The sequence below is a fragment of the Marinobacter zhanjiangensis genome, from assembly GCF_014651935.1.
GTDB classification, from domain to species: Bacteria; Pseudomonadota; Gammaproteobacteria; order Pseudomonadales; family Oleiphilaceae; genus Marinobacter; species Marinobacter zhanjiangensis.
This window is the reverse complement of record NZ_BMXV01000002.1, coordinates 658,323-677,823: the sequence shown is the minus strand read 5'-3', so window position 1 is coordinate 677,823 and position 19,501 is coordinate 658,323. Positions and strand designations below refer to the sequence as shown.

General features: G+C 59.7%; 17 protein-coding genes. 6 read left to right on the top strand and 11 right to left on the bottom strand.

Annotation, left to right across the window (positions count from 1 at the left end):
• Window positions 1-4: 4 nt before the first annotated feature.
• Window positions 5-928 (bottom strand): ABC transporter ATP-binding protein, encoded by a 924-nt coding sequence (locus IE079_RS06525; RefSeq protein ID WP_189574529.1) that lies wholly within the window; start codon window positions 926-928, stop codon window positions 5-7.
• A gap of 243 nt (window positions 929-1,171) precedes the next feature.
• Between IE079_RS06525 and IE079_RS06520 the strand changes: the two genes are divergently transcribed.
• Window positions 1,172-1,627 carry a hypothetical protein gene (locus IE079_RS06520; protein ID WP_189574525.1) on the top strand — a complete coding sequence of 152 codons (456 nt, stop codon included), beginning with the start codon at window positions 1,172-1,174 and terminating at the stop codon, window positions 1,625-1,627.
• On the opposite strand, the gene IE079_RS06515 is transcribed toward IE079_RS06520, so the two are convergent.
• Genes IE079_RS06515 through IE079_RS06505 form a run of 3 tightly spaced genes read right to left on the bottom strand, consistent with a single transcriptional unit; the run spans window position 1,624 to window position 4,650 of the window.
• Window positions 1,624-3,114, bottom strand: a complete 1,491-nt coding sequence (locus IE079_RS06515; RefSeq protein ID WP_189574522.1) for a PhnE/PtxC family ABC transporter permease — start codon at window positions 3,112-3,114, stop codon at window positions 1,624-1,626. The two genes, IE079_RS06520 and IE079_RS06515, sit on opposite strands and share 4 nt — an antisense overlap.
• Window positions 3,115-3,127: 13 nt before the next feature.
• The gene (locus IE079_RS06510) at window positions 3,128-3,784 is read right to left on the bottom strand and encodes an ATP-binding cassette domain-containing protein (protein WP_189574519.1); all 657 of its coding nucleotides are present in this window, start codon (window positions 3,782-3,784) and stop codon (window positions 3,128-3,130) included.
• Window positions 3,784-4,650: a putative selenate ABC transporter substrate-binding protein gene (locus IE079_RS06505; RefSeq protein ID WP_189574515.1), complete on the bottom strand. Its 867-nt coding sequence runs from the start codon at window positions 4,648-4,650 to the stop codon at window positions 3,784-3,786. Before IE079_RS06505 ends, IE079_RS06510 begins: the two co-directional genes overlap by 1 nt.
• Window positions 4,651-4,777: 127 nt before the next feature.
• Between IE079_RS06505 and senB the strand changes: the two genes are divergently transcribed.
• Window positions 4,778-5,761 (top strand): selenoneine biosynthesis selenosugar synthase SenB, encoded by a 984-nt coding sequence (gene senB / locus IE079_RS06500; protein WP_189574512.1) that lies wholly within the window; start codon window positions 4,778-4,780, stop codon window positions 5,759-5,761.
• On the opposite strand, the gene IE079_RS06495 is transcribed toward senB, so the two are convergent.
• The 4 genes from IE079_RS06495 to IE079_RS06480 all read right to left on the bottom strand — a co-directional run bounded on the left by IE079_RS06495 (window position 5,745) and on the right by IE079_RS06480 (window position 11,059).
• A complete protein-coding gene (locus tag IE079_RS06495; protein WP_189574508.1) occupies window positions 5,745-8,018 on the bottom strand; it encodes a selenide, water dikinase SelD in 2,274 nt (757 codons plus the stop codon). The genes senB and IE079_RS06495 overlap by 17 nt on opposite strands.
• On the bottom strand, window positions 8,015-8,722 hold the full coding sequence (locus tag IE079_RS06490) for a helix-hairpin-helix domain-containing protein (RefSeq protein ID WP_189574504.1): 708 nt from the start codon (window positions 8,720-8,722) through the stop codon (window positions 8,015-8,017). Before IE079_RS06490 ends, IE079_RS06495 begins: the two co-directional genes overlap by 4 nt.
• 133 nt (window positions 8,723-8,855) lie before the next feature.
• Window positions 8,856-9,266, bottom strand: a complete 411-nt coding sequence (locus IE079_RS06485; protein WP_227712349.1) for a hypothetical protein — start codon at window positions 9,264-9,266, stop codon at window positions 8,856-8,858.
• A gap of 239 nt (window positions 9,267-9,505) precedes the next feature.
• On the bottom strand, window positions 9,506-11,059 hold the full coding sequence (locus tag IE079_RS06480; protein WP_189574500.1) for a bifunctional GNAT family N-acetyltransferase/carbon-nitrogen hydrolase family protein: 1,554 nt from the start codon (window positions 11,057-11,059) through the stop codon (window positions 9,506-9,508).
• A 199-nt stretch (window positions 11,060-11,258) separates the two neighbouring features.
• Here IE079_RS06480 and IE079_RS06475 point away from each other — a divergent pair, with 199 nt between their 5' ends.
• Complete coding sequence (locus IE079_RS06475) at window positions 11,259-13,145, top strand: methyl-accepting chemotaxis protein (RefSeq protein ID WP_189574495.1); 1,887 nt, start codon at window positions 11,259-11,261, stop codon at window positions 13,143-13,145.
• Window positions 13,146-13,159: 14 nt separating this feature from the next.
• Here the strand turns inward: IE079_RS06475 and IE079_RS06470 are convergent, their stop codons facing one another.
• Both IE079_RS06470 and recQ read right to left on the bottom strand, forming a co-directional pair.
• The gene (locus tag IE079_RS06470) at window positions 13,160-13,384 is read right to left on the bottom strand and encodes a hypothetical protein (RefSeq protein WP_189574491.1); all 225 of its coding nucleotides are present in this window, start codon (window positions 13,382-13,384) and stop codon (window positions 13,160-13,162) included.
• 53 nt (window positions 13,385-13,437) lie between these two features.
• Window positions 13,438-15,318 (bottom strand): DNA helicase RecQ, encoded by a 1,881-nt coding sequence (gene recQ, locus IE079_RS06465; protein ID WP_189574488.1) that lies wholly within the window; start codon window positions 15,316-15,318, stop codon window positions 13,438-13,440.
• A 171-nt stretch (window positions 15,319-15,489) separates the two neighbouring features.
• Here recQ and IE079_RS06460 point away from each other — a divergent pair, with 171 nt between their 5' ends.
• The 3 genes from IE079_RS06460 to IE079_RS06450 are packed head-to-tail and all read left to right on the top strand — an operon-like array spanning window position 15,490 to window position 17,940.
• A complete protein-coding gene (locus IE079_RS06460; protein ID WP_189574485.1) occupies window positions 15,490-16,686 on the top strand; it encodes a 1-acyl-sn-glycerol-3-phosphate acyltransferase in 1,197 nt (398 codons plus the stop codon).
• A gap of 13 nt (window positions 16,687-16,699) precedes the next feature.
• Window positions 16,700-17,362, top strand: coding sequence for an alpha/beta hydrolase (locus IE079_RS06455; protein WP_189574482.1), 663 nt, complete (start codon window positions 16,700-16,702; stop codon window positions 17,360-17,362).
• Window positions 17,359-17,940: an acyl carrier protein phosphodiesterase gene (locus tag IE079_RS06450; protein WP_189574479.1), complete on the top strand. Its 582-nt coding sequence runs from the start codon at window positions 17,359-17,361 to the stop codon at window positions 17,938-17,940. Before IE079_RS06455 ends, IE079_RS06450 begins: the two co-directional genes overlap by 4 nt.
• A 104-nt stretch (window positions 17,941-18,044) precedes the next feature.
• Here the strand turns inward: IE079_RS06450 and IE079_RS06445 are convergent, their stop codons facing one another.
• The gene (locus IE079_RS06445) at window positions 18,045-19,352 is read right to left on the bottom strand and encodes an ATP-grasp domain-containing protein (protein WP_189574476.1); all 1,308 of its coding nucleotides are present in this window, start codon (window positions 19,350-19,352) and stop codon (window positions 18,045-18,047) included.
• Window positions 19,353-19,501: the final 149 nt, after the last annotated feature.

Sequence of the window (19,501 nt, the reverse complement as noted above, 5' to 3'; positions counted from 1 at the left end):
AGGCTCAGTCGTGGTGCACCAGGCCAACGAAGATTTCTTCCAGGGAACTCTCCCGGGTCTGCAGGTCGCGGTATTCTACACCCAGTTCCCCGAGGGTTCGCAGCAGCAGGGCGACGTTCGCCTGTTCCTGCTGGCTGTTGAAGGTATAGATCAGTTCGTAGCCATCGTCGGATAACTCGATCGGCTGGTCTGCAAGCTCCGGGGGCATCTTCTCCATTGGCGTATGAAGGTGCAGGCGCAGCTCTTTGCGACCGAGTTTTGACATCAGCGTGGACTTGTCTTCCACCAGTATGAGTTCGCCGTTGCGGATGACGCCGATACGGTCGGCCATTTCCTCCGCTTCCTCGATGTAATGAGTGGTGAGAATGATGGTGACACCACTTTCCCGCAGTTTGCGCACCATTTCCCACATGTCCCGGCGAAGCTCCACATCCACCCCGGCCGTGGGTTCGTCCAGAAACAGGATGTCGGGTTCATGGGACAGGGCCTTGGCGATCATTACCCGCCGTTTCATGCCACCTGAAAGCGACATCACCCGGTTGTTGCGCTTGTCCCACAGGGAAAGATCACGCAGCACCTTCTCGATGTGGGCGGGGTTGGGGGGCTTTCCGAACAGGCCCCGGCTGAAGCTGACCGTCTTCCAGACTTTCTCGAAGGAATCCGTGCTCAGTTCCTGGGGGACCAGGCCGATCGCTTCCCGCGCCGCCCGGAAATCCCGCTGGATATCATGGCCTGCGGCAGTCACTCTGCCGCTGGAGGGGTTGACCAGGCCACAGATAATGCTGATCAGGGTGGTTTTGCCGGCGCCGTTGGGGCCGAGCAGGGCGAAGATTTCACCCTTGTCAATATCCAGGCTGACATTCTTCAGGGCCTGGAACCCATCGTCGTAGGTCTTGCTGAGGTTCTGAACCGATAGTTCCGGTTGCACAGCGGGTACTCCGTCAGCAGGTTGGTAAAAGTCGGGTATTTTGGCACGTTAGGGGGTCGCAGGGCACCCCGTATCCCCCCTTATACGGTTGCTTGCTACCAGATCGATCAGCCGGCGGGTTTATTGTTCCGGGGCTGGAAGCGCATAATGCGCCGGGCGTGCCCGTTCCTGGCACGGAGTTTGGGTAAAGTTCGGGAAAAGTTCGGGAAAAGTTCGGGAAAATTATTGGGACAGGACAGGCAGATGAGACGCACTCTTTTGGTTGTTGCCGTGCTGGTCGTACTGGTGGCTGTAGCAGTCCCGGGTTATCGCTGGATGACTACGGGGCAGGGTAGCCAGGGCGAGGACCTGGCAGCGACAGCGGTATGCTATCCGTTGCGGGAGACCTGCCGCTGGCAGACGCCGGCAGGGGAGGCAAGCGTGTCGATGGCTGCCCTGGAGGGCGACGAGTTACAGATGGACCTCACCCTGTCGGGCGTCTCTGACCCGGTAATCGCAATACTCACCGGCGAATCCATGTACATGGGGGAATACCCCCTGAGAATGGAGAAGACGGATGATCAGGACCATTTCCGGGCGCGCTTTGTACCGCCATTCTGTTCCACCGGCGACGACATGGTCTGGCGGGTGAACCTGCGTGTGGGCACGGAAGCGCTCCCCCTGCCGGTGCGGCTGGTGTTCCGCCACACTGGAGCCTAGCAGGTGGGCATGGTCTGCAGGGCCAGCCTTTTGCGGATTCGCCGGGACAGGATGTCGATACCGATATTGAGCAATGCGGTCACCAGAATCAGGATCATGGCCTTGTCGAACTGGATGTTCTGTATGGCGCTGTCGACGTAGAAACCCAGGGTATAGATACCCAGAATCCCCAGTATCGCGGTCTCCCGCATGATGATTTCCCAGCGGTAGAACAGGAACGCCAGGAATGACGGGTATACCCTGGGAACCAGTTCATAGCCATAGCGGGTAATCCCCCGGGGGGCGTCGGGCCGCAGGGTAATAAAGCTGGACTGACGCCCGATCAGGTGGCCGATAATGCCGCCATTGTGCAGGGCCAGCGCCACCACCGCCGGCAGCATGGACGGCCCCCAGAGCTGCAACAGAATATACGCCAGAATGTACTCCGGCGTGGAGCGTGCCACCACCAGCAGCACATGCCCGCCTGTGCGGGACAGCCGGTTGCCGAAGTGGCGGGAAATCAACGGGAACGCCAGCAGGGCCAGAACCCCGGTTGCCACCAGCGCCATCTGGGTCAGCAGCAGGGTGTTCCAGATGCCCGGCAGGGCCTGGTCAACCAGCAATTCGGAAAGCCACGGCCAGAAGGATTCCCCGGTCGCACCCTCGCGTAGCGGTGCGGGCACAATGTCTTCGGTGAAGAATCGTTTTACATTGCCCCAGACGATCGGCATCCCGTCGCCCAGAAAGAAGGGAGCGGCCAAAACGTAAAAGGGCAGCATCCGCGGCCGGACCCACAGGGGAATGGTGGCGATCAGCGCATAGAACAACAGAAGTACCGCGCCCGCCTCGGAATAATGCCCCTGGGAGAACGCCGATTCCAGGTAAAAGCCCAGGGTCGGCAGCCCCACGAATCCCAGGATGGCACTGGAACGAAACCCGCACTCAAGACGGTAGGAGGTATAGGTGCGCAGCTGCTCCCAGCAATCGGGAATCCGGGCGTAGGCAAAAGCCGACAGGGCACCGACGCGGGAATGCAGCAGGTTGCGGGGTTCCGGGTCTACCTCGTCCAGGATTTCAGAGTACACCTTGGCAAAAATACCCGAGTATGGGATGGCAATGGCCAGTACCCCGGTGAGCGGGTGAAAACCGAAAAACTGCAGGAAGATCAGCGCCCAGAAAATCTCATGGATGGCCCGGATAAAGGCGCTGAAGGTGCGTACGATCCGGAACCGGTACACCAGCGCCAGCAGGAAACCGGCAATACTGCCAATGGTAACGCCCACGAAGGCGAACGCCAGGGTGCGCAGCACGGCGGTGGCCAGCCCGGCACTGGAGAAGAAATCCGGGGTCACTATGCCCCAGAAGAACCGCATCAGGTCCTGCCAGGGGTTCGCCGTGGTGACGGCAATGTCCGAAAAGGCCAGGCACACCAATGCCAGCACCACGAAGAAGATACTGGTCCGGGCCGTTCGTGAACGGCTGAGCGGCAGGCTGGCCCAACCTCGCATCACAATACCACCGTCAATCGTACAGGGGGCGGATGTCCGCCGCGGTCAGGCTGTCGCTGGCAGCATCAAGGGCGATTTCCCCGCCCTGGATGCCCACGACCCGGGTGCTGTAGGTCAGCGCCAGTTCCACATCGTGCAAGGCCACCACAAAGGTGTCGAATCGTTCCCTGAGCAACCCCATGACCGCGTGGGCCAGGGGGCCATCCAGGGCGGATACCGGCTCGTCGGCGAGCAGAAGATCCGCCTCCCGGAACAGGGCCCGGGCGATGGCGGTACGCTGACGCTGACCACCGGACAGGCGTGCGGCTGAGCTCCAGAGCTTGTCTGCCATGTCCAGCTGTTCAAGGATACCGGTGATGGCGTCACGGTCAGCCCGGAAGGGGCGCAGCAGAGTGACCAGGTTGTACAGGGTGTTGTGCTGATCCAGACGGGCCATGAACACGTTGTGGAACACCGGCAGGGCGTTGACCAGACCCAGTTCCTGGGGCACCAGCGCGGCCATGTCGCCGACCCGGTCATGGATAAGCCGGACCAGGGTGGACTTGCCGGCACCACTCTTGCCCACCAGCGCGATCTTCTCGCCGGGTGCAATGGTGAGTGACAGCGGGCCCAGAACCCGCTGTCCGCCAAAGAAGCCTGACAGTCCATCCAGTTCCAGCGGTGCCCTCATCAGTTCAGCAGGCCCAGGGATTCGGCGGTTTCCTCGATGGGGGTGTAGTCCTCGTTGGACGCGGGAATGAACCCGGAGCGGGGGAAACGCTCGAGCAGGTCCGGGTCATCCATATTCAGCAGGGCCTGGGTGACCTTTTCCTTGAAACCCTCACCAAAGCGCTCGTTCACATCGCCGCGAATGGTCCACTGGTAGTCCGGATAATAGGGGGTTTCCCAAATCACCTGAACCTTGTCAGTATCGATGGAGCCATCCTCGACACCGGATTCCCAGACCTTGAAGTTCACTGCGCCGAGCTGATAGGTGCCGGCTTCCACCAGACGAACGGTACGGGTGTGGTTACCACTGAAGCCAACCCGGGAAAACACCTCGTCCGGTGCCTCGCCATAGGCCTCGCGTAGATAGAATTCCGGCATCAGGCGACCGGACGTGGAACCCTTGGAGCCGAAGGTGAAGGTCATGTCCCGCAGATCGTCGGACAGTTCGTCCATGGGTTCCAGGCCAGTGCTGGTATTGGCAATCACGTAACTCTGGAATTCGGGATCTTCCGCGCCCTGGGCAATGGCTTCGGAGCCGGGCACCAGGCGACGGGCCTGAACGCCGGACAGTCCGCCGAACCAGGCCAGTTGCACCTGATTATTGCGGAAGGCAGAAACCGCGGCAGCGTAGGATTTCACCGGAACATACCGCACATCCACGTCCAGCTGCTCTTCCAGGTACGCCTCGACTGCACCAAAGCGTTCCACCAGCTGGGTTTCGTCCTGGTCGGGGATGGCAGTGAATACGAAGGTGTCGGCCGCTGCCGACAGGGCATAGCTCTGCATGGCGGCGGCTAGAGTAGCCAGGCCAATGAATTTTTTGAGCATAGGAGTCGTTCCTTGAGGCAAAGGGTTGGGGCACCAGATGTGCCTGCAGTAATGTTACTCTACGACAGCCCGAGCGGATCGGCTCACCGTAGTAATCACAGCGCACATTCTGAATGGTAGCAACTTAATGAAACTACTGCTATTGACGCCCGCCCCGCCGGGATCCCTTGCGGGCAACCGCGCCACCGCCGAGCGTTGGGCCAGCTTGCTGGAAAATCTGGGGCACCAGGTCGCGGTCAGCACAGACTATGACCCCGCCGAGGCCGATGGTGCTGACATGCTGATTGCCCTGCACGCCTGGCGCAGCCATCAGGCGGTGGCACGCTGGCGCGCCGATCAGGGTCGCAAACCATTGATCGTTGCCCTGACCGGCACCGATCTCTATCGGTACCAGTACAGTCACCCGCAACAGACCCACTTGTCGATGCAGCATGCTGATGCGCTGATCGTGCTGCATCACCTGGCCTGGCAGGTGGTACCGGAGGACTGGCGCGAACGCATCACCGTGGTACTGCAGTCCGCCCCGGAACCGGATACCGCCCATGAGCCGGAGGAAACGGGTGCCTTCGATATCTGTGTGATCGGCCACCTCCGGGAAGAAAAGGACCCCCTGCGGGCAGCCCGCGCAGTCAGGCTTGTACCGGCTGATTCCAGAATTCGGGTGGTGCAGGCCGGCAAGGCTCACGATGCCCAGTGGGAGCAGGCTGCCCGTGAGGAGATGGCCCGTAATCCCCGTTACCATTGGCGCGGCGAGATACCTCGCGAACAGACCGCCCGGCTGATGGGGCAATGCCGTGCCATGGTGATCAGTTCGGTGATGGAAGGGGGCGCCAATGTGGTGTCGGAAGCCTGCCGCGCCGGCCTGCCAGTATTGGCCTCGGACATTCCCGGCAACCTGGGGCTGCTGGGTCAGGACTACCCCGGGGCTTATCCGGTGGGTGACGAGGCCGTCCTGGCCAGTTTGATGGAGCAGGCGGAAAATGATCCGCAATGGCTCGACAGTCTGAAGACCATTACGGATCAGTTGGCCGCAGATTTTACCCCGGAAAAGGAAAGGGCCTCCCTGGCGGAGGCCCTGGACAGGGCGCTGACCTTCAGTCGCGCAGAGTGATCGGTTCGATGGCGTCGCCCTGTTCGGTGACTTCGCCAATAACCGCCGTCAGCGGGTAACCCAGGGATCGCAGTTCCGCCACACAGGCTTCGGCCTGATCCGCCGGTACGCTGGCCAGCAGGCCACCTGCGGTCTGGGGGTCGAAGATCAGCGGGTAGCGGGGATGATCCACCCACCTGGCCTGATCCTGTATACCCCGGCGCAACCGGATATTCGCTGGCTGCAGGGAGCTGAGAATACCAGCGGCGGCGGTTTCCTCGGCACCGGGCAAGACCGGAATGGCGGAAAGGTCGAGTGTCGCATCCACTTCCGAGGGCCGGGTCATTTCCACCAGGTGACCGAGAAGACCAAAGCCGGTGACATCCGTGCAGGCCTTGGCACCATACCGTAACAGGCAGCGGGCGGCTTCCTGGTTGGACTGGATCATCGACGCCAGGGCCGTGTCGATCCAGCGTCCCCGGGCGGCAAGCCTGGTATGGGCGGCGAAAAGGGTGCCGGTGCCGATGGCCTTGGTCAGGATCAGTTTGTCGCCGGGTTTGAGACCGCCCTTGCTCATCACCTGTTCCGGGTCGATCAGGCCGTTCACCGCAAAGCCCAGCGCCAGTTCACGGCCTTCGCCGGTATGGCCGCCGACCAGCGCGCAGCCGGCCTCGTTGAGCACCTCCACTGCGCCGGTCATCATCTGGAACACCACGTCTTCCACCTTGGACTCGATACCGTAGGGCACCGTGGCCACGGCCGTGGCACTCTGGGCCTCGGCACCCATGGCGAACACATCGCCCAGGCTGTGATTGGCCGCAACCTTGCCGAAGATATAGGGGTCGTCAATAAAGGCGCGGAAGAAATCCACCGTATGCACCACGGCCTTGCCCGGCGGAACGGTAAGCACGGCGGCGTCGTCCGGGGCATGCAGGCCGACAAGAATGTCGTCCCGCTCGATAGGGCGAAGTTCGCCAAGGGCCCGGGACAGCACCGTGCTGCCCACTTTCGCCCCACAGCCGCCACATCGCATGGCTACCGCGGATATCGCCTGGGACGCCTCTTCCGGGTTCTGGGCGGCGGCGGTGTCGGGCAGGGCGGAGGACTCTTCCATGGCCGGCAGCTCGTTGAACTTCTTCATGAACCGGCGGTCGATCCAGTCCTTCCAGCGCCAGACCGAGCGCCCCTGCATGAAAAAGCGATCACCCTTGGAGGCGATAGCGTACTTGTCGCCAGTACTGATCAGCGCCAGCCAGGTCTTTTGCGGGGTGAAGGACTTCGGTGTCTTGCCGACAGCGGCCCGGCGCAGGTTATCGGCCAGCGGGGGCCCCTGGCGTACGGCAAAAACACCGGCCTTTTCCCGTGGGTGGTCCACCACATTGGCAATATCGCCGGCGGCGAAAATGGCGTCGTCGGTTTCCGTCTGCAGGGTGTTCCGGCAACGGATAAACCCGCCATCGTCCAGGGCAAGGCCGGTGTTGCGCAGCCACTCGGGCCCACCGGCCCGAGTCACCCAGAGCACCTCGTCCAGATCGAAACTGTGGCCACTGTTCGTGCGCAGGTGGCCTGCATCGACGCCGGTCACGGCATTACCCAGGTGGATGTGTACGTTGCGTTTTTTCAGGGTGTCGGAAAACGCCTGTCTGACGCGTTCATTATGCGTCGGCAGCAACTCGCTGGCCTGGTCGAACAGGTGGAAGGAGAGTTGGTCCGGGTCCTTGCCCCGGGCCCGGTATTCGTTGCGCAGGCGATGCTGCATCGCCAGAGTGAGCTCGACACCACCGGCACCGGCACCCACCACGCCAATGGCCATGGGGCCGCTGTGGGTCTCCGCGCGCTCAAGCAGCGCCAGCCAGCGCTGGTTGAAACCGTTGATGGGTTTGACCGGCACCGCATGATCACTGGCGCCGGGCACGTCGGTCACCTGTGGCGTTGAGCCAATATTGACGGACAGCAGGTCATAGGGCACATCAGGGCGCCCACGGCAGATTACGCGACGGCTGGCACGGTCGATACCCACGGCCTGGTCCCGGTAGAAACGGGCCCCGGCGAATTCGGCCAGATTGTTGAGGTCGATATGACACTCATCAAAGCTGTAGTGGCCGGCCACGTACCCGGGCAGCATGCCTGAGTAGGGTGTGTGTGTATCGCGACAGATCAGTGTCAGGCGAACACCCGGCACTGGCTTCATCGCAAAGCGTTTGAGGACTCCAACGTGGCTATGGCCACCACCAATCAATACGATGTCACGCAGTACCGGCTGTTCAGTTTCCTTCATCCGATCAGTTTCTTCGCTTCGTCGGGCCAGGTCCGGAAGCCTTTGGTACTCGAGAGCTGGTTCAGCTTCTCCTGCTCGGCTTCGGTCGGATTGGCGATCTGGTTAATGGAGGTAATACCCGCACCCTGCAGTTTGCGCGCGGTAACCGGACCGATACCCTTGATTCTGGTGAGATCGGACAGGTCATTACCCTTGGCGGCTGCCTTGGCCGTTGCGCCTGCCTTGCGGGCACCGGCACCGGCATCGGTGGCAGCCTTGCTGGCATTGGTTTTGGCGGTGGACGCAGTTTTCTTGCCGGCTTTCGCCGCCTTTTTGCCCGAGGACTTGGCTGTCTTTGCCGTTTCCCGGGTTTCCTGGCCGATGGACTTGGTTACCGACTCCTGGCTCCGTTTGGCTTCACGCTGGGCAATCCCCAGTCGCTCCATTACCTGGCTCTGGATTTTCTGGAACTCTTCCATACGACGGTCGAGCTCGTCGTGGAAGCGTTTCATTTCCCGTTCCCGGAGTTCGTCGATCTCCTTCATCAGCTTGCGTACAGGCTCCTGAATCTGGTTCTGGAGTGAGTCAAGCTGCTTGAAGGCGTCATCCACCAGACCTTCAATCTGGGTGGAGGTCTTTTCAAACTCCTTGTTGACCTTTTTGACGATCTTGTCGACGTTAGGACGCTTGTCCTCTGATTTACTGGGTTTATTGCTCTTCGCCATGGTGTCGCTCCCTGTTCACGGGTTGTGACGAGCTAACGGTTATACCGTTAAGGAAGCCGGACGGATTACCCGACCGGCGGAATTTGTGGTGATACCTGACCAGATTCCGGCCCGGAAATGAGCAGGCAAGGGGTCAGGCAGTGACGCCCAGGCTGGGATTTTCGCGACGGGAAAGCAGGGACTTCTTACGGTCAAGCACCTCGCGAATGCGCTCCAGCTGTTCCGATCGCTCCGTCTTTGGGCGGTAGTCACTCGTAATAAAATCAACGAAGTAGAAGAAGTTGCTACAGTACTTTCTTCTCTCTGTGATCAACCCTGTCAGGCCTGATGCCTGCAGGTTCTCAAACGGCATCTGCATTTCCAGTTCCAGCCCAAGCGTTTCACCCGGTTCGAATACCTTATCGGTTTTCAGTACACAACCGAACTGATTCAGGTCAAACAGACGGGCTTCCACCAGCTCCTTGCGGAATAACCCTTTCCTCAGGGTAAACCGCGCCACCAGATCTGGCAGCGGGGTATGGTAAGTGTTGTCTGACATTTGCATGGTGCGTTCCCTGGGCGGCATGGCCGCCAACAACAGTTCTTTACCCGACGATGCGGCGAACCGGTCTGCAAGGCCTGGTGGCGATCCAGCTCCGGTTGCGGGGTTTCCGTGCGCTAATCGTTACGATTCCAGTGGATAAACCTTAGCCACGGAAACGGTGTTTGACAATATTTTCAGCGCCGTAGCCGGTACTCTTGATGTGCGTTGGCGCCCGTTTGGCAAACTGGTAACAGGCCCCCTCAGTTTTCGTCCTCAACAATATCATGATCCGTGTCGTTGGTGTGCAGTGTGTAAAGGTCTGTACGGCGGTCCTTGAGGTTGGTCACCGACCCTTCGTTGCGCACCACTTTGAGCTTCTCGAGGTCCAGATCCGAGAACATGATCATCTCGGTGTTGGGGGTGGTTTCCGCCATGACGGCATCATGGGGGAAGGCAAAGTCGGACGGTGAGAACACCGATGACTGGGCGTACTGAACGTCCAGATTCTCCACCTTCGGCAGGTTGCCCACGCTGCCAGTGATCACCACATAACACTCGTTTTCAATGGCCCGGGCCTGGGCGCAATGGCGTACCCGCAGGTAGCCGTTCTTGGTGTCGGTCCAGAAGGGCACGCAAATAATATCCACTTCCTCGGCGGCAGCCATGCGGCCGAGCTCCGGAAATTCTATGTCGTAGCAGATCATGATGGCCACGCGGCCGGCATCGGTATCGAATACTTCGAAACGATTGCCACCCTCAATGACCCAGTCCCGGCGCTCGTGGGGCGTGATGTGAACCTTGCGCTGCTCGTCCACACGACCGTCCCGGTGGCACAGGTAAGACACATTGTAGACCCGGTCGTCGTCCAGAAGCGGCATGGAGCCGGTGATGATGTTGATGTTGTAACTGACTGCCATTTCCGACATTTCGTTACGGAACTGTTCCGTGAACCCGGCCAGGAAGCGGACGGCCCGGGTCTGGTCCATCTGGTCTGTCAGGCCCATCAGCGGAGCGTTGAAGAACTCCGGGAAGATGGCGATATCACTCTTGTAGTCGGAAAGCGCATCAACGAAGTATTCCACCTGGCGCAGCACTTCATCCACCGAGGTGAATTCACGCATCTGCCACTGCACCGCCCCCAGCCGGACCTGGGTCCTGCGGGTGTTCACCACGGTGGAGGGCGGTGTATACAGGATGTTGTTCCACTCGAGGAGTGTGGCGTAACCCAATGATTTCTCGTCCTCAGGGAGGTACTTGTGCATCAGGCGGGTGACCTGGAAATCATTGGACAGCTGGAAGCTGAGAATCGGGTCGTAAATTTCCTTGCGATCGACCCGTTCAATATATTCTGCCGGCGTGTACTGCTCTGAGTACTTGTGGTAGTTGGGGATGCGTCCACCTGCGAGTATTGCCCGCAGGTTCTTGGAGCGACACAACTCCTTGCGCGCCTCATACAGGCGGCGGCCCAGGCGATAGCCCCGGTAGTCGGGGTGAATGAACACGTCCAGGCCGTACAGGGAGTCGCCACTGGCATTGTGCCAGATCTTCTCGTTGCGCAGGATCAGATCATCATAGGTGTGGGGGTTGCTGAAGCGCTCGTACTGGACGCACACGGTCAGCGCCACGGCCACCAGCTCGCCGCTGTCCTCGATGCAGAGCTGGCCGTCCGGAAACTGCTCGATCAGTGCCTTGATGGTATCCCGGGGCCAGGCGCCACCGATGTCGTCGTAGACACGATCCATCAACACCTTGAGCTGCTCGTAATCATCCACTTCAAGGTTACGCAGACTCAGGTGTAGTTCTTCATGTGCCATATTCGGGGTGGCTCCTGCTGAAAAGTCGGTGTGATCTACCCAGTGTAGATGTTCGCCCAAGGGCGAGTTGGCAACGGAACCTCATACGTATGAAGACCGCCAGTGGATGATGATAACAAAACCTCCCTCAAGACTTCTCCCCTCTGGCCGAAACAAAGGGGGTGTTCCAATTCATTTCTTGCTCAGGGGGCCTCCGCCCGTGAATCTTTCTTTTGGCCAGAAACTTTTGATTGCCTTCGGTTTCCTGCTTGTCCTCGTAGTTGGCAGTTATGCCGTAACCGGTGACTATCGATTGACGTCCACCACCAGCCGGTATGTTGAGGCCATGGCGGAGGACGCCGCCAGTCAGGCAACGGCCAGCATTGCGGAATGGCTGAATACCCGCCTGCGGATGACAGAAGGCGTGGCAAAAGCCCTGGAGTCGGCGGAAAACGACGAGCAGGCGAGGGCAATCCTCGAATCCGCCAATCTGGGGGGTGGTTTCAAGGATGTCTACGTGGGCCGCTCTGACGGCTACATGCTGATGCGCAACCGGAAAGCCCAGCAGTCACTGCCGGCTGACTATGACCCCCGGACCCGCCCCTGGTTCAAGCTTGCCCGGGAGCTGGGACATGCGTCCATCACCAAACCCTACCTGGATGCCTCTACTGGTGAAATAGTGCTGTCGACCCTGGCACCGGTGTCTTCTGGCGAGTTCCAGGGTGTTGCCGGTGGTGATATCACACTCAACGCGGTTGACCAGCTGCTGCGGGAGGTCAACCTTGCCGAAACCGGTTATGCCGCCCTGGTAGACGGTGAAGGCACGGTACTCTATCACCCCGAAACGGAGCTGATGGGGAAGCCGGTCGCCGATTTTCTCGGGCAGAAGGTGGAACCTGAAGGCCCGGCCCGGACCATCGTAATTGACGATACGCCCTGGCGAGTCAGTTTCCACGAGATAGCGCAGGCCCGGGGTGTCGACTGGCAACTGGTGATGTTCGCCAACAAGGATCTGATCAATGCCCCGGTGCGGGAAGCAAGGACCACCGGATTGCTGATTCTGGTGATTGGCCTTGTGGTGGTCTTGCTGGTCCTTCATCTTGGCATCCGTGTGCTGATGCGCCCGGTTTATCGACTGAATAGTGCCATGGCGGATATTGCCAGCGGCGAAGCAGATCTTACGCGGCGGCTGAAGGTAGAGACCCGGGACGAATTCGGACGCCTGGCCGGCAGCTTCAATGATTTCGTGGCCAATATCCAGGACGTTGTCCGGGACGCCCAGCACGGCACCGATGAACTGCATGAAGCTGTTGTTTCACTGAGACAGACCGCCAGCACCAGCCGAAACAGTGTCGAAGGCCAACAGCAGGAAGTGGACATGATTGCCACGGCCATTAACGAGATGTCTGCCGCCGCTTCAGAAATTGCCCGTAACGCCCAGCAGACCGCCGATGCCTCACAAACGGCAGATTCGGAGGCGAGAGAGACCGTGGATACGGTATCCCAATCACGTGAAGCAGTGGAACGGCTGTCCGCCGAGATCGGTGGCGCGGCTCAGGTGATCGAGCGCCTAGGCAAGGATGTTAACGAAATAACCACGGTACTCGAAGTGATCGAAGGCGTGGCCGAGCAGACCAATCTGTTGGCCCTGAATGCCGCCATCGAGGCAGCCCGGGCCGGCGAGGCCGGACGTGGCTTTGCCGTGGTGGCGGATGAGGTGCGCAATCTGGCCCAGCGCACCCAGCAAAGCACTGGCGAAGTCGGCGCTGTGATCGAGCGACTTCAGTCCGGGGCAAACGAAGCCGTCAGAGTGATGGAGGCGTCCACTCGGGTTTCCTCCGAGAGTACTGAAAAGGCGCAGCTTGCGATGGATGCCCTGGACCGGATCGCATCGGCAATCACCTCCATCAACGAGATGACTTCCCAGATTGCCACGGCTTCCGAGGAGCAGACGTCTGTGTCCGAGGAGCTGAACAGCTCCATCACACGTATCGCCGAGAAAGGGCAGGAGGCGGCTGCGGCATCGTCCGACAATGACTCTCACAGCAACCGGATCGACTCAGTGGCCTCCGAGCTTAACAGCAAGGTCAAACGTTTCAGGGTCTGAAATCAGGCGGAGCCTCACTCGGCCAGGCCACTGGATATCCTGCGCTGGAGGGTCTCCAGGGCCTCGCGCCCGATTGGTTTCGAGTCGTTGCTGAGGCGCGGGTTATCAAGAACCAGAAGCGTGCGTCGACCCAGGTCCAGAACGTCCACGGCGTGCCCGTAATAGGTGGCAAGATGCACCGCAAAACTGCCATCGGATATGGCCCGCTCAAGTCCGAGCTCAATCCGTTGTGCGGCCACTCAGTTAAGTGCAGCCGCTTTCCGGGGAACACAGCAGATTTCGCCCGGATAAACTATTGCGTCGCCTCCTCGTTATGGCGCTGTGGCAGCGCGTCCAGCACGGCCAGAAAGGTTTCCCCGTAACGTTCCAGCTTGGCACTGCCCACGCCGCTGATTTCCGACATTTCCTGCAGGCTGGCCGGGCGCTGTTCGAGCAGTTCCATCAGGGTGGTATCGTGGAAGATCACGAAGGGCGGTACGCCCTGTTCATCCGCCAGCTCCTTACGCTTCTGCCGCAGGGCTTCCCAGCCCTGGGGATCAGAAATGGTCTGGTGGCGACGCTGGTCACCACCTCCGGCCCGGCGCGTGATCTTGCGTTCCGGATCCTTGCGCAGCTCAAGGTGAGCTTCACCACGAAGTACCGGCCGGCAGATCTCGGTAAGCTGCAGTGCACCGTAGCCCTCCGGGTCGGCGCGAAGGTAGCCATTGGCCACCAGCTGCCGGAACACCGACTTCCACTGGTTGGCGGACAACCCGGTGCCAATACCCCAGGTGGACAGGGCCTGATGGCCGGACTGGCGGATACGCTCGTTATCCGACCCGCGCAGCACGTCGATCACATAGTTGACCCCGAAGCGTTGCCCGGTGCGGTAAACGCAGGACAGCGCCTTGCGGACCGCATCGGTGCCATCCCAGGTTTCCGGGGGCGTCAGGCAGGTATCGCAGTTGCCACAAGGCTGTTCCAGCTGGTCGCCGAAATAGCGCAGCAACGCCTGGCGCCGACAGGTGGTGATCTCGCACAGGCCCAGCATGGCATCCATCTTCTGCCGTTCCACCCGCTTGAAGGTGTCATTGCCCTGTGAGGCTTCCAGCATCTGGCGTAACTTGATCACGTCCTGCAGGCCGTACACCATCCAGGCCGTGGCGGGGTTGCCATCACGTCCGGCACGGCCGGTTTCCTGGTAGTAGGCCTCAAGGCTCTTGGGCAGGTCCAGGTGGGCCACGAAACGCACATCCGGTTTGTCGATGCCCATGCCGAAGGCGATGGTTGCAACAACGATAACACCGTCCTCGCGCAGGAAGCTTTCCTGATTCCGTGCCCGTTCCTCCGCGCCCAGCCCGGCGTGATAGGGAAGGGCGGTGTATCCTTTCTGTTGCAGAAGCCTGGCCGTGGCGTCGACCTTGTTACGGGACATACAGTAGACGATGCCCGAGTCCCCCGGGTGCTCGGCGCCGATAAAGTCCAGTAGCTGTTTGTTGGCATTGGTCTTCGGGGCGATACGGTACTGGATGTTGGGGCGGTCGAAGCCGCTGATGAAATGCCGGGCCCCGGTCAGCGACAGGCGCTCGGCAATTTCCTTGCGGGTACGCTCGTCTGCGGTGGCGGTCAGCGCAATGCGTGGTACCTGGGAAAACCGCTCTGCCAGGATGCTCAGACCCAGATAGTCAGACCGGAAATCATGGCCCCACTGGGATACGCAGTGGGCCTCATCAATAGCAAATAACGACAGCGAGGCATCTTCCAGCAGGCTGAGGGTACGCGGTTGCAGCAGCCGTTCCGGGGCGCAGTAGAGCAGGTCCAGCTCACCGCGGAGCAGGGCGTTTTCGGCGTCCCTGGCCTGCTCCGGCCCCATGGTGGAGTTGAGGAACGCCGCCCGCACCCCCACCTGTTGCAGTGCGGCTACCTGGTCCTGCATCAGGGCGATCAGTGGTGAGATAACCACGCCGGTACCCGGCCTTACCATGGCCGGGATCTGATAGCAGAGCGACTTGCCGCCACCGGTGGGCATCAGCACCAGGGCATTGCCCCCATTGACCAGTTCGCTGACGATGTCACCCTGCAGCGGCCGGAACGACTCGTAGCCGAACACCTTGTGCAGCACCTGATCCGGGCTGGCAGTGGGTGTAACCGGTTTTTCAGGGCTGAGCTGGTCGAAATCCGTGTACGAGTCCATGGGTGGCCTGGCCAGGTTTGCAAATGAAGGGCGGATGATACCAAAACCGGCCTCGATTGTCGGGAGGAGGCATCCGCGACGCTGTCGCGATACAATAACGCGGTTTTTCGACGCGCCCGGTACGGCCGGAGAGCGCATTTATCGATAAAACTCAATAAAAACAGGACTGTAATGCAGGAATTTGAAGCCATACGCCCCTATGGGGATGACGAGGTCGTGGGGGCCGTGCAGCGGTTATCCAATGATCCGGATTTCTTGTTAATGGTGGGCCGTTTCCGCTCACCCATGTTGGCCCGTTGGTTGCCGTGGTTGCTTCGCCATCGGGTAAAGACCTGGCTGAAGCGGGAATTCGGTAACGCCCGGACGGTCAGGGACATCCAGGCAAGGGTGGCCGAATACGTGACCGATCTGGTCGGAAGGACGACTACTCAGTTGACCTCATCCGGCCTTGACCGGCTGGACCCGGAAACGTCCTACCTGTTCGTCTGCAATCACCGTGACATTGTGTTCGATCCGATGGTGGTCAATCACCTTCTGCACCTGAATGGCTTTGACACCACTCGCATTGCCATTGGTGACAATCTGCTTAAAAATCCGGTTTTTGCCGAGATGATGCGGTTGAATAAGAGCTTTGTCGTGCAACGGGATATCCAGAGCCCCCGGGAAATGCGTCAGGTGTTCCTGACCCTGTCCGGGTTCATCAATCACAGTCTGGACGATGGTCACAGCATCTGGATTGCCCAGCGGGAAGGGCGGGCCAAGAACGGGGTTGACCTGACTGACCCTGCCATCATCAAGATGTTCTACATGAGCCGCAAAAAGGAAGGCCTGGGCTTTGCCGAGGCCATGAACCGCATGCGCATCGTGCCGGTTTCCATTGCCTATGAATACGATCCCTGCGACGAGGACAAGGCCCGTGAGCTGGAGACCCGCGAACGCACCGGCACCTATACCAAGGCGGAGAACGAGGATTCGCAACAGATCGTGCAGGGTCTGACCGGGTTCAAGGGCCATGTGCATGTGCATTTTGGCCTGCCGATTGCCGATGCACCGGACAATGCGAAAGACCTGGCGGCACTGATCGACTCCGAGATCCACGCCAATTATCACCTGCACGCGTCCAACCTTGTGGCGTACAACATGAAGGGCGTTCACCCTTCCGCCCATGATACGCCGGAAGAGGTCAGCGAAGAGGTGGTGACCGCCGAGAGCTGGACACCGGCGGAACTGGAAGCCGCGGAGGAAGAGTTGCAGCGGCGCATTGATGCCTGTGACGAGGCAATCCGGCCATACCTGATTTCCATGTATGCCAACCCGGTATTGAGTTCACTCAATGCCCGGCGGGCGCAGGAACCATTAACCGACTGATCACAGAGGTAGTATGAAGCAACTTGAGTATATTCAGCTGGATACCGGGAGCGATCCCGATGCCGCCGTCATCTGGCTGCATGGCCTGGGCGCCAATGGCCATGACTTCGAGCCGGTGGTGCCGGAGCTGGGCTTACCCCAGGATGCCTCGGTGCGATTTATTTTTCCCCATGCCCCCGAAATGCCGGTCACCATTAACGGCGGCATTCGCATGCCCGCCTGGTATGACATCAAATCCCTGGAAATGGGACGCACCGTCGACAAGGACCAGCTGATAGATGCCGCGCGCGCGGTTAGCGCACTGGTGGAACAGGAAATCGAGCGCGGGGTGGCGTCCGACCGGATCGTGATTGCCGGTTTCTCCCAGGGTGGCGCCGTGGCCTATGAACTGGGCCTGAGCTATCCGCAGCCGCTGGCCGGCATACTGGCCCTGTCTACCTATTTTGCCACCGCCGACAGCGTGGAGTGTGCAGAGGCCAACCGGAATATTCCCATCAGTGTATTTCACGGCACCCACGACCCGATGGTGCCGGAGTCCCTGGGGCGGGCGTCGGTGGAGAAGCTGGAAGCCATGGGGTATCAGCCCAGCTACAAGACCTACCCCATGGAACACGCCGTGTGCATGGAAGAAATCCACGCCATCGGTGAGTTCCTGCGGAAAGTCCTGAGCCTGTGAACCATTTCTGTCACCTGTTCCTGGCGCGGCCCACCGTCGAATCACGGGTCGGTAACCTGCTGGGGGATTTCGCCCGGGGACTGGATACCGGGGCGCTGCCGGAGCAGGTGAGGGAAGGACTGGAACACCACCGGGCGGTGGATGCCTTCACGGATGCCCATCCGGAGGTGCTGGCCTGCAAGGCTCACTTCTCGGGCCAGCGCCGCCGGTTTGCGGGGATCGCGCTGGATATCCTTTTTGACCATTATCTGCTGCGCCACTGGGACGTGTTCGGCCACACAGACAAAGTCTCTTTTATCAATGAATTATATCGTGATCTTGAGGCTGGTTATGAGCTTATGCCACCCACCATGGAGCAGGTGGCCCGGCGCATGATCGCCTACGACTGGTTCCATGCCTACCAGGATCTGGAAACCGTTGGCGGGGCCATGGACCGGGTAGCCAGCCGCATCCGCTTCCGGCATGGGTTCGGGGGCATTATCGAAGAAATCCGACCACTGGACGCCGAGCTGGAAGCAAGGTTTCTGGCCTTTTTCCCTGAGTTACTTGAGTTCAGCCGCTCGAGACTTGCAGACTGACACACGGGGAGGGGGGACGTTTCGGAGATTACCCGTGATCTGGTCTCAAAATGACCAGATCACGGAAATCACGTCTGCTACAGATGAATGGCTTCAGCCGGACTCTAGACGTAGAAGTCCAGATCTTCCTGAGCTTTCAGCAGATCCCGCATCGTAATGGGGTCGTCGCCGAAGAAGAACACCAGGCCCCAGTGGGTGCCAAAGGCTGACCGGTCGGGAACAGTCTCTTCTGTTGGCTCATGCAATTCATGTGACACGAAATAGGGATGCTCAATGGTTTCCTTGGGCATCTCCAGCTTGCTGACCACACGACGCCTTGGATACACCCCGAAGCAGCCCGCGTAACCTTTCGCACCGCTAACTTCCTCGGGGAAGAACGCCTCCACTTCCTCTTTGGTGCTCTTGGGATCAAACACCAGCATGGAAGCCTGGTAAGCGTTGAACCCGTAGGCCATCTCGATAAGCTCGAACGCCTTGAAACCGGGCGGGCGATAGGCCACCTCGCCAAAGTACATTTCGCCGTCTGCCGTGACGAAGTACTCAGGATGGATCAGACCGAACTTGATATCGAAGGTTTTGATCAGCAATTCGATCTGCTTGGTAATCGCGCTGCGCCAGCTCTCCAGTTCCTTGGTAGCGGGAACGAATACCGAGTAGCCCAGGGTCACATACTCAGAAATGTTGAGGAACTGGATTTTGCCGTCATGGATCCAGGCCTCGACAGCGAACTCCCAGCCACTGAGGTGACTTTCCATCAGCAGGGGATATTCCTCATCCGGAATGAGGTCAATCTCTTCCAGGGTGCGGATCATCCGGTGCCCCAGACAGCCGGCCTTGTCGAAGGCCTTTACGTGGATCGGGTCATCCGGGTCACCGTCAAGCTTGAGCAGCGTCTGGTTGACGCGCTTCATGAAGCGGACGATGTCATCTTTCTCGTGGGCTTCCTCGAAAATCCCGACACGGATACCGCCAAGCTGCGCCCGGCGCTTCATCAGAGCCTTGTCGCGGAACAGGATGGATTGACCGTACATACGAGGGCTATCCATCAGGACAGAGTTGATCGCCCCTGACCACTCGACCGTTTCCTCGAACAGCGGTATGGCGACATCGACACCTTCCGCCTTCAATGTTTCGGCAATCTCCATGGAGCGGTCGTTCAGCCGGATGAAATCCCAGGGAATGAACGGAATATTATTTGCCTTACAGAAATCCTCAGCCCACTCCGGAGCGACAACGACATAGCGACGGTCAAACTTTTGCGCCGCCTTGATCGCGTTAACACTCCAGCCGAGCAGGGCAATGTAACCCTTGTTCGGGTCCTTGGGGGTTTCGGTACCCTTGACCGAATCCAACTCCGGATCGCGCCATGCTGCTACCTCTTTGGGTAACTCTTTTTCCGATGTCATCGACATTCGACGTTCTCCTTTTGGTTTTCCCAGAAAATGCGCTGAATTCAGGAGCGCGTTGGGTAAAACTGTGAGCCGTTAGGCATTAATCATCAGCCTCAATATAGACGTTCTGGTTACAAATGGAAACGAAAGCCCCGGAAACATTTGCGTCT